The organism is Alcanivorax sp. DG881, assembly GCF_000155615.1.
Lineage (GTDB): Bacteria > Pseudomonadota > Gammaproteobacteria > Pseudomonadales > Alcanivoracaceae > Alcanivorax.
Genome location: NZ_DS989915.1, coordinates 341,574 through 351,274, shown reverse-complemented (window position 1 = coordinate 351,274; position 9,701 = coordinate 341,574). Strand labels below are relative to the sequence as shown.

At 60.4% G+C, this 9,701-nt stretch carries 10 protein-coding genes; 4 read left to right on the top strand and 6 right to left on the bottom strand.

All coding sequences use genetic code 11. The features are described from left to right. From tusD to ADG881_RS01545, 4 genes are all read left to right on the top strand, one after another. Positions 1-319: sulfurtransferase complex subunit TusD (tusD, locus tag ADG881_RS01560; protein WP_039925916.1), on the top strand; the 319-nt coding region annotated here is incomplete at its 5' end. Next, a complete protein-coding gene (locus ADG881_RS01555) occupies positions 312-638 on the top strand; it encodes a hypothetical protein (protein ID WP_007150451.1) in 327 nt (108 codons plus the stop codon). The genes tusD and ADG881_RS01555, both read left to right, overlap by 8 nt. After that, complete coding sequence (locus tag ADG881_RS01550) at positions 639-893, top strand: hypothetical protein (protein ID WP_039925913.1); 255 nt, start codon at positions 639-641, stop codon at positions 891-893. It abuts the gene before it with no gap. Between the two features lie 57 nt (positions 894-950). After that, the gene (locus ADG881_RS01545) at positions 951-1,940 is read left to right on the top strand and encodes a glycosyl transferase family protein (protein WP_007150299.1); all 990 of its coding nucleotides are present in this window, start codon (positions 951-953) and stop codon (positions 1,938-1,940) included. A gap of 152 nt (positions 1,941-2,092) precedes the next feature. On the opposite strand, the gene cysG is transcribed toward ADG881_RS01545, so the two are convergent. The 6 genes from cysG to ADG881_RS01515 form a co-directional block, all read right to left on the bottom strand. After that, the gene (gene cysG, locus ADG881_RS01540) at positions 2,093-3,478 is read right to left on the bottom strand and encodes a siroheme synthase CysG (protein ID WP_007149808.1); all 1,386 of its coding nucleotides are present in this window, start codon (positions 3,476-3,478) and stop codon (positions 2,093-2,095) included. 122 nt (positions 3,479-3,600) lie between these two features. Continuing rightward, positions 3,601-4,890: a serine--tRNA ligase gene (gene serS / locus ADG881_RS01535; protein ID WP_007150457.1), complete on the bottom strand. Its 1,290-nt coding sequence runs from the start codon at positions 4,888-4,890 to the stop codon at positions 3,601-3,603. 63 nt (positions 4,891-4,953) lie between these two features. Next, the gene (locus tag ADG881_RS01530; protein WP_050760101.1) at positions 4,954-5,361 is read right to left on the bottom strand and encodes a CrcB family protein; all 408 of its coding nucleotides are present in this window, start codon (positions 5,359-5,361) and stop codon (positions 4,954-4,956) included. Continuing rightward, entirely contained in the window at positions 5,361-6,692 is a 1,332-nt protein-coding gene (locus tag ADG881_RS01525; RefSeq protein ID WP_007149084.1) for a replication-associated recombination protein A, read from the bottom strand. The genes ADG881_RS01530 and ADG881_RS01525 overlap by 1 nt, the downstream gene beginning before the upstream one ends. Before the next feature lie 57 nt (positions 6,693-6,749). Continuing rightward, positions 6,750-7,373 (bottom strand): outer membrane lipoprotein chaperone LolA, encoded by a 624-nt coding sequence (gene lolA / locus ADG881_RS01520; protein ID WP_007148715.1) that lies wholly within the window; start codon positions 7,371-7,373, stop codon positions 6,750-6,752. Positions 7,374-7,382: 9 nt separating this feature from the next. Next, positions 7,383-9,701: a DNA translocase FtsK gene (locus ADG881_RS01515; protein WP_007150871.1), complete on the bottom strand. Its 2,319-nt coding sequence runs from the start codon at positions 9,699-9,701 to the stop codon at positions 7,383-7,385.

Genomic DNA, 9,701 nt, shown 5'->3' with positions numbered 1-9,701 from the left:
CGCCCTGCATACTGCTCAAGCCCTTCTCGACACCCCCGATCACCAACTCCACTGCCTGTTCTTCTACCGGGATGCCGTGCATCTGGCGAACCGCCATGCCTGGACCGGTGATAGCACCCAGGCCAGCACCGCCCAGCAGTGGCAGCACTGGCTTGCCCGTCATGATGTGAATGCCGTGGTTTGTGTGGGCGCGGCCCAGCGCCGTGGCATTGTCGCCACCGACGCGGACAACACGCTGGCAGAAGGCTTCTCTCTTGCGGGACTGGGGCAATGGGCAGAGGCCCTCATCAGCAGCGACCGGGTGATCCAGTTTGGCTAACCATACCCTCTACATCGCCACCGGCAGCCACCCCTTCTCCAGCCAGTTCCAGGAGATGCTGGACATGCTGCTCACCGGTGCAGCGTTCGGACAGGCCACCACCCTGTGGCTTACCCCCCCGGCTCTCGCAACGCTGAAACTGTGCCCTAACGACACCCTGATGCAGCTCGCAGACTTCGGTGTGCGCTGCGTGACCGAAAAACCGGGACGCGGGGAAAACACCACCGCCGCCACACCCTGCCCGGTGAGCGCCGACCCGCTCGGGTATGATGAGCTGCTATCATTACGCACCCAATGCGATCAGATTCTGGTGTTCTGAATGTTGCACCTGCTTGGCTTTTCCCCTGACGATGACAACACGCGCCAGCGCTTCTCGGCGCTTTATGCCCGTGGCGACATTTGCGTCTTCACCGATGCGGGCCTGTTACTTGCATCACAGCTGGAGCTGAAAGGAGATGGCTACCTGCTGACGCACTCATCCTTACAACTCCCGGACAGCGTCCTGCCGGTGATAGATCATGCGGGTCTGATCGCACTGATCGCCGAACACGGCCCGTGCACCAGCTGGTATTGAAACGCTTCCACGTACCATGCTTCACGCAACACGTCTTAAACCCGATGAGATGGAATCATGACTGAACATGCTTTTGCGCCTTTCGTCCGCACCCTGGGCCGCGGCAAACGCGCCCGCCGCAGCCTCACCCGTGAGGAAGCCCGTGAGGCCATGCAGGCCATCCTCGACGGAAACGTGGAAGATATTCAGCTTGGCGCTTTCCTGATGCTGTTGCGGGTAAAAGAAGAAACGCCGGATGAGCTGGCAGGGTTTCTTGATGCCTGCCGACCCGCTTGCTACCAGGCCCTTGCCGAGCTGCCCCATGTGGAACTGGACTGGCCCAGCTATGCCGGCAAGAAAAAGCATCACCCCTGGTACCTGCTGGCAACAGTGCTACTGGCCACCAACGGCATCCGCACGTTTCTCCATGGCGGACCGGCGCACACACCCAATCGCGTGTATACCGATCAGCTTCTGCCGCAACTGGGCCTGCCCGTTGCGCAAACCGTCGCCGAAGCGCACGCACACCTTGAAGAACACGGGCTGGCCTACCTACCCCTGGAACAGTTCTGCCCAGCACTGGCGCGGATGCTCACGCTGCGCTACTTCCTGGGCCTGCGCTCACCAATCAACACCCTGGCCCGCAGCCTCAACCCTGCCCAGGCACCGCTTTCCATGCAGAGCGTTTTCCACCCGGCTTATATCGAGCTGCATCAAGGGGCGGCAACGCTGGCCGGTGATCGGGACCTGCTCCTGTTCAAGGGCGAGGGGGGCGAGCTGGAAATCCGCCCGGATGCCCGCACACAAATCCAGGGCATCCGTCATGGCGAGCCACTGGAAAGTGCCGTGATCGACAGCGCCCTGCCTCGACAAACACCACCGGGCGACCCCAGTGCAGACAGGGTCTTGAAGGTATGGCGCGGAGAAAGCCGTGATGAGTACGGCGAACAGGCCGTTATCCATACCGTGGCCGTGGCCCTGTGGGGCCTCGACAAGGCAGACTCACTGGAGAGTGCGCGCAAAGACGCCGCAGCACTGTGGGAAAACCGTGATAAGACACGGCTTTAACCATTGTCGGATTACGCCTTTCAGGCTCTCTGTGCCCTTGGGTAAATCTGACCTACAAAACCGTGCTCCGTAGCAGGTCGGGTTAGGCGTAGCCGTAACCCGACATTCGGCATATACGTCCACGTCGCTGCCTACACGCACGCAAACGTCTTTCAGGGTTTGAACCAGTTAAATTTAGGATGCAGGCTGACCACGCTGCCAACGATAATCAATGTCGGTGCGTGGATCTCCCGCCCTTCAATATCGTCCGGTAGCTGATTCAGGGTGCCGGTAATCACCTCCTGCAGATTGGTCGTACCCCGTGACACCAGCGCAATCGGCGTATCACCCGCACGGCCATGGGCGATCAGCTGGCTGCAGATTTCCCGCAGGCCCACCAACCCCATGTAGAACACCACCGTTTCGTGTTCACCAACCAGATGCTCCCAATCCAGATCCACCGAGCCATCCTTGCGGTGCCCGGTCACGAAGCGCACAGACTGGGCGTGATCACGGTGTGTCAGTGGAATACCGGCGTAGGAAGCACAACCACTGGCGGCGGTAATACCCGGCACCACCTGGAAGTCGATACCCTCGGCCACAATCAGGTCAATTTCTTCACCACCCCGGCCGAAGATGAACGGGTCCCCACCCTTCAAACGGCATACTTTCTTGCCCTGTTTAGCGTAATGAACCAGCAATTCATTGATGTTGTCCTGGGGCAGCGCGTGTTTATCGCGGGCCTTGCCCACGTACACCAGCTCCGCATCCCGGCGGGCAAGATCCACGATACCCTTGCCCACCAGGCGGTCGTACAGCACCACGTCCGCTTTCTGCAGCAGGCGCAACGCCCGGAACGTCAACAGGTCCGGGTCACCGGGGCCCGCCCCTACCAGGTAGACCTCACCCCGGCTGAGGCTGGCCGCATCGGCGGATTCGATGGCAGCGGCCAGCATGGCTTCCGCTTCGCTGTCCTTGCCAGCCAGCACCTTCTCCACCACCGGGCTATCCAGGGTCTGCTCCCAGAACAGACGCCGCGCGCCGATATTATCGAGCTTTTCTTTCAGCGGCTGGCGGAAACGGGCCATCAGATCCGCCAGGCGCCCCCAGCGAGCCGGCAGAGAGGACTCCAGCTGGGCTCGCAGTTTGCGGGCCAGTACCGGCGAGGCGCCGGAGGAGCTGATACTGATCAGCACCGGAGAACGATCCACGATGGCAGGAAAGATGAAATCGCCCAGCGACGGATCGTCGACTACATTGACGGGCAAACCGCGCTGTTGCGCCTGGCTGGCAATGTCGGCATTGGTACTGCGATCGTCCGTGGCGCAAATGACCAGCGCGGCCCCATCCAGATCCGTGCTCGCAAACGCACGATCAATACAGGCGCCGCCACTCTGCGCCACAATAGCGCGCAATTCATCGCACACTTGCGGGGCAACCACATTCACTACCGCACCCGAACGGTGCAGAAGGCGCCCTTTACGCAGCGCCACTTCGCCGCCGCCAGCCAGCAGAGCCACTTTGCCCTGCAAACGCCAACTGATCGGTAAAAATTCCATGCTTGCTCCCAGTAAACGCTGGACGCCGGATGCATGACGCTGACGGCAGGAAGCCCGCGCTGCGGGCTTGCCGTATAACAAACGTGCAACGCAGCATCACCGTCGTCTGCGCCAGAACAGCCTTACTTCAGGCGCTCCAGACCTCTCATGTAGGAACGCAATGCCTCCGGCACGGTCACGGAACCATCTTCGTTTTGATAGTTCTCCAGAATCGCCACCAGCGTACGCCCTACTGCCAGGGCAGACCCATTCAAAGTGTGTACCAGTTCTGGCTTGCCGGTTTCCGGATTGCGCCAGCGGGCCTGCATGCGGCGCGACTGGTAATCCTGAAAGTTGGAGCAGGAAGAGATTTCCCGGTAGCGCTGCTGGCTCGGCAGCCAGACTTCGATGTCGTAGGTTTTGGACGAGGAAAAGCCCAAATCTCCGCCACACAGGATCACCACCCGGTAAGGCAGATCCAGCTTCTGCAAAACCGCTTCGGCATGCCCGGTGAGCGCCTCCAGGGCCGCATCGGATTCCTCCGCGCGTACCATCTGCACCAGCTCCACCTTTTCAAACTGGTGTTGGCGGATCATGCCGCGGGTGTCCTTGCCGTGACTGCCCGCCTCGGAACGGAAACACGGCGTGTGGCAGGTGTAGCGGCGCGGCATGGTGTCCGCTTCAAGAATCTCGTCCGCCGCCAGATTGGTCACCGGCACTTCGGCGGTAGGGATCAGGTATAGCTCACGCTCCCCTTCCATCTTGAACAGGTCTTCCGCGAATTTAGGCAACTGCCCGGTGCCGCGCAGGGCTTCCGGCCCGACCAGGAACGGTACATAGACTTCCTGGTAGCCGTGCTCATCGCTGTGCATGTCGAGCATGAAATCGATCAGCGCCCGATGCATGCGAGCCAACCCGCCGCTCATCACGGAGAACCGGGCGCCGGACAGTTTGGCCGCGCGCTCAAAGTCCAGCCCGCCGTCCAGGGCCTCACCAACATCCACGTGATCCCTGGGTTCAAACGGCAGCGTTTTCGGTGTGCCCCACTGGCGCACTTCCACGTTGTCGTCTTCGTCATTACCTGCCGGCACCGCATCTTGCGGCACATTGGGAATCCCCATCAGAAATTCACGAATTTCTTCCTGGATCGCCTTGGCGCTCGCCACTTCGCGGTCCAGCTCCGCATCGATGGTTTGCAGGGTTTCTGCAACCTGCGACTTGGCGTCTTCCACCGCCATGCCGGACTTGATCAGTTCGCCCACCTGCTTGGAGGCTTTCTTGCGATCGGCCTGCAACTCCTGGGAACGGATGTCTGCCTGCTTGCGCTTGGCATCCAGCGCCGCAAACGCGTCAAGATCCAGGGTGTAACCGCGTTTGGTCAGCGCCGTTTTGATCGCTTCACCGTCCTGCCGCAGGGCACGAATATCCAGCATGTTTCTCTTACTCCAAAATCAGAAAAGGCTGAGTTGAACGTTTAAATATTCAACTTCCCCATGTTATTCAAAAACCAGTCGGCCCAGGGCCAGGCCCGCCATGCCCAGCAACAGACAGACCGTCACCGACGACATTGCATAGCCCGCCGCCAGCGAGAAGGCCCTGGCTTCCACCATCCGCACCAGCTCAAACGAAAAGGTGGAAAAGGTTGTCAGGGCACCGAGCATGCCGGTCATCAACGCCAGCCGCCATACATCACCCACCGGCAGGCTCGCCATCATGATCGCCAGCAACCCGAACAGAAAGCTGCCCGCCAGGTTCACACTGAAAGTGGCCCAGGGCCAGGCTGGCATCACCGGGACCCCCACCCACAAGGTGGTGCCAAAACGCAGACAGGCGCCGATAGCACCGCCACAGGCCACCGCAATCCAGGGCAGCATGCCTCCTTCCGTGATCGCTGATACCGACATTATTTCCCCTTCCCGTAACGGGTCCAGTCGCTACTGGCATTCAGGCCACGCAGCCGGGCCAGTTTTTCTGCCACCTTGATTTCAAGCCCGCGATTCACCGGCTCATAGAGACGGGTATGCTGCAGGCTTGCCGGAAAGTAATTTTCCCCGGCCACAAAGGCCTCGGGGAAATCGTGGGCATAATGATACTCGGCACCGAAGCCTTCGTCTTTCATAAGCTGGGTGGGCGCATTACGCAGGTGCAGGGGCACCTCGTCGGTGGGCTGCTGACGGACCAGAGCGCAGGCCTGATTATAGGCGTTGTAGACCGCATTACTTTTCGGGGCAACCGCCAGGTAGGCGATGGCCTGGGCGATCGCCAGCTCCCCTTCCGGGCTCCCCAATCGCTCCTGCACATCCCAGGCCTGCAGGCACAGCGTCAATGCCCGCGGGTCCGCGTTGCCGATGTCTTCACTGGCCATGCGGACCACGCGGCGGGCAAGGTAGAGCGGGTCGCAGCCTCCATCCAGCATGCGGGCGAACCAGTACAGGGCCGCATCCGGGTCGGAGCCGCGCACGGATTTATGCATGGCGCTGATCTGGTCGTAAAACAGGTCGCCGCCCTTGTCGAAACGGCGCACCGCATCACGCAGCACCTCGCGCATCAATTCTGCATCAATCTTCGGAGCATCCTGATCCGCCAAATCTGCCGCGACTTCAAGCATATTCAGCAGCCGCCGGGCATCACCATCAGCGTAGTTCAGCAACAATTCCCGGGCATCAGCATCCAGCTGCATACCGTTAAGAGCGGGATCCTGCAGTGCACGGCCTAACAAACCGCTGAGATCGTCAGGAGCCAATGCTCGAAGCCGATATACCCGCGCCCGTGACAATAGCGCGTTGTTGAGTTCAAAAGACGGGTTTTCGGTGGTGGCGCCGATGAAAGTGATCGTGCCTTCTTCCACGTGGGGGAGGAAGGCATCCTGCTGGGCTTTGTTGAAGCGGTGCACCTCATCCACAAACAGGACGGTGCGGCGCCCCTGCCCCAGGCGAATCTGTGCCTGCTCAACGGCGGCCCGGATATCCTTTACCCCGGACAACACCGCAGAGAGTGTGATAAACGCGGCATCCACGGTTTGCGCCATGATCAGTGCCAGGGTGGTTTTGCCGGTGCCCGGCGGGCCCCACAGAATCATGGAATGCAGCTGGCCCCGGTCCAGGGCCTGGCGCAGCGGCTTGCCCTCGCCAACCAGATGCTGCTGGCCTACATAGTCATCCAGGTGGGCAGGTCGCAGGCGCGCCGCCAGGGGCTGAGCCTGCTGGGCGGCATCGGCGGCAAAAAGATCGCTCATGGAAAACGCCTACTGGTGACCGGGCTGCGGCCGGATCATCCCGGCCGCTACCCTCGATTACTGTTGTTGCTGAATGACATCCGTGCCTTCAGGCGGTTCGAAGTGGAACAGGTCGCTGTCGATCCCGCCGTTCAGGGTCAGGCTCTTGAAGTCGATCACCGTCTGCTGGCCCAGTGCATCCTGCAGGCGCATGGACGCCGGCTCGTCACCCTTGAAGGTCACATCCAGTTGATCGAACAGCGGGTCCTGACCTTTTGGGGTAAGCCGGTAAGTGACTTCGCTCCCCTGATTATCACGCTCGGAAATACTGAACGCCTTGGCCACATCGGCAGGCTTGCCACCAAACAACAGGGCCGGGGTCTGGCCCAGATCCTGGCTCAGCGGGCGTACCACCACCTGCTCCAGGTCCTTGTCGTAAACCCAGACGGTTTCGCCGTCGGAAGCAGCCATCTGCTCATAAGGCGTTTCCGTGAGCCAGTAAAACTGGTTCCCGCGGGCCACCTGAAAACGGCCTGTGGCTTCCTGCATATGCGTGCCGCCCTGATCCAGTACCACCTGCTCGAACTGCCCTTTCATGGATTTGAGTGTCTGCAGGCGATCCAGCAAATCATCCGTGGCACCCGCCCATGCGGTAGAGGCCAACAGGACAGCAGGCGCCAGGCTCAACAACAACGTCTTCATTCAATCTCCTTATTTGACCGGCGGCGGCGCGATGACTTCGCGCTGACCATTGTTACCGGCCTCGGTGACCACCCCTGCCATTTCCATGGCTTCCACCAGGCGGGCGGCACGGTTATAGCCAATTTTCAGTTTCCGCTGCACAGAGGAAATGGACGCCCGTCGGGACTCGGTGACGATCGCCACCGCTTCATCGTAAAGCGGATCATTCTCGTCATCGCTGCCGTCGCCGGCGCTTTCCATGCCAGGCATCGGTGCATTGAGGTCGCTGCCACCATCGAGAATTTCTTCCAGATAATTGGGCTCGCCACGTTTGCGCCAATCGTCACAAACCCGGTGTACCTCTTCATCTGAGACAAAGGCGCCGTGAACACGTTCCGGAACACTGGTGCCGCCGGGCAAATAAAGCATGTCGCCATGGCCCAGCAGCTGCTCCGCCCCGCCCTGATCCAGCACGGTGCGGGAATCGATTTTGGACGATACCTGGAAGCCGATACGCGACGGCACGTTGGCCTTGATCAGGCCGGTAATCACGTCCACGGACGGCCGCTGGGTGGCGAGAATCAGGTGGATCCCTGCTGCCCGTGCTTTCTGGGCGATACGCGCGATCAGCTCTTCCACCTTTTTGCCCACAATCATCATCATGTCGGCGAATTCATCGATGACGATAACGATGTAAGGCAGGTGCTCGGCCAATGGCGCCTCCTCATCCAGATTCATGGGGTCATCCGGCTTCCACAGCGGATCCTTTAGGGGCTCGCCTTTCTTCTTGGCGTCGTCCACCTTGCGGTTATAACCGGAGATATTCCGCACCCCCATGGAGGCCATCAGCCGGTAACGACGCTCCATTTCACCCACACCCCAGCGCAGCGCACCGGCCGCTTCTTTCATGTCGGTGACCACCGGGGTAAGCAAGTGCGGAATGCCATCGTAGACCGCCAGTTCCAGCATTTTGGGATCGATCAAGATCAGGCGGACATCGTCCGGGCTGGACTTGAACAGCATGGACAACAGCATGGCGTTCACGCCCACGGACTTACCGGAACCGGTGGTACCCGCCACCAGCAAGTGGGGCATTTTGGCCAGATCAGCCATCACCGGGTTACCGGAAATATCCTTGCCCAGCGCCATGGTCAGGGGCGACGGTGCCTGGTCGAACATCTGTGTGCCGACCACTTCGGTAAAGCGGATCATTTCCCGCTGCTCGTTGGGAATTTCAATCCCCACGGTGGTCTTGCCGGGAATCACTTCCACCACCCGCACGCTGATCACCGCCAGGGAACGGGCCAGATCCTTGGCCAGGTTGGTGATCTTGGAAACCTTAATACCTGCTGCCGGCTGAATCTCGAAGCGGGTAATCACCGGGCCGGGCTGCACCGCCACCACTTCCGCGTCGATATTGAAATCCTTGAGCTTGATTTCCAGCAGGCGCGACATGCCTTCCAGGGCTTCTTCAGAGTAACCGCCGGTGGATTCTTCCACCGCATCCAGCAGGCCCACTGGGGGCAGTTCACCGGACACTTCTGTGGTGAAGAGTTTTTGCTGTTTTTCCTTCTGAACCCGGGCACTTTTTTCCACCGGTTTGGCCGGTTTGGCGATTTTTGGCGGGGTTCGCGTTTCTGCCTTTTTCTTCGCCTCGGTAATGACCTTGGCGCGTTTCTCGTGGGCTTCTTTCTTCTGCCGCTGCTCTTCGCGCTGACGTTTACGCGCTTGCCACCAGGCAGGCACTTTCTCAATGGCGCCAAGCACCAGCGCGCCCAGGCCTTCAGCCAGCGCGATCCAGGACAAATCGGTAAAGATGGTCACGCCGATCAAAAACAACGCCACCATCATCAAGGTCCCACCCAGCGGGTTGAACCCGGCCAGGGAGGCATCGCCAACCTCATGGCCGAGAATGCCCCCGGCGCCTTCCGGCAGCGTATCGCCCATGGTGAAATGCATGTATGACAGCGCCGTGCCCGCCAGCATGGTCAGAATAAAACCCACCAGTCGCAGGCTGAACAACGGCCAGCTCCCCGGCAGCCCGGCATGACGCTCACGCAGCACCTTGCCGGCCCAAAAGCCCAGCAGCACCGGAAACAGGTAGGCCATATAGCCAAACAGGCCCAGCAGCAGATCGGCGCTGAACGCCCCTACCCGCCCCATGGCATTGCGGACTGCATCCACGTTGCCCACATAGGACCAGCCGGGATCGCGGCTATCGAAACTGATTAGCGCCAGCAGCAGGTAAAGGGAAAAGGCGATCAGCGCAATGACCATGCCTTCCACCAAACCGCGTTTGAGATGGCGGGAAAACCCGGACTGTCCTTGCCCGGCAACCGTTTTACTCAC